The sequence below is a fragment of the Sphingomonas sp. SAFR-052 genome (assembly GCF_051965015.1).
Lineage (GTDB): Bacteria > Pseudomonadota > Alphaproteobacteria > Sphingomonadales > Sphingomonadaceae > Sphingomonas.
The window spans coordinates 1-545 of sequence record NZ_JBQCMO010000044.1; the positions used below are offsets into that span (position 1 = coordinate 1).

The window sequence follows — 545 nt, forward strand, 5'->3', positions numbered from 1 at the left end:
TCCGAGCAGCAATACAGCATGTCGCAAGCTTCGCTCGCGACGCTGAGCCGGGAACTCGGGATTAACCCGAAGACGGTTGCGAAGTGGCGCAAGAGGGCGACGGTCGAGGATTTGAAGACCGGGCCGAAGGCCCCTCATTCAACGACCTTGTCCGAGGCGGAGGAGGCGATGGTTGTGGCATTCCGGCGCCACACATTGCTGCCCCTGGATGACTGCCTCTACGCCCTGCAGCCGTCGATAGCGCATCTGACGCGGTCAGCGCTGCACCGCTGCCTACAGCGGCATGGTATTTCCCGCCTGCCGGATCTCGAAGGCGACAAGCCGAAGCGGCAGCGCTTCAAGCGTTATCCGATTGGCTTCTTCCACATTGATATCGCTGAGGTGCAGACCGCCGAAGGCAAGCTCTACCTGTTCGTCGGCATTGACCGCACAAGCAAGTTCGCCGTCACGCAGCTGGTCGACAAGGCTGATCGCCGGACAGCATGGGAATTCCTCGAACACCTGTTGAGAGCCGTGCCGTATCGCATCCACACGATCCTGACCGA

1 pseudogene is annotated in these 545 nt (G+C 60.9%); it reads left to right on the forward strand.

What is annotated here, in order from left to right:
• Window positions 1-11 precede the first annotated feature (11 nt).
• Window positions 12-545: pseudogene (locus tag ACTHQV_RS19275) on the forward strand (IS481 family transposase); the annotation flags it as partial.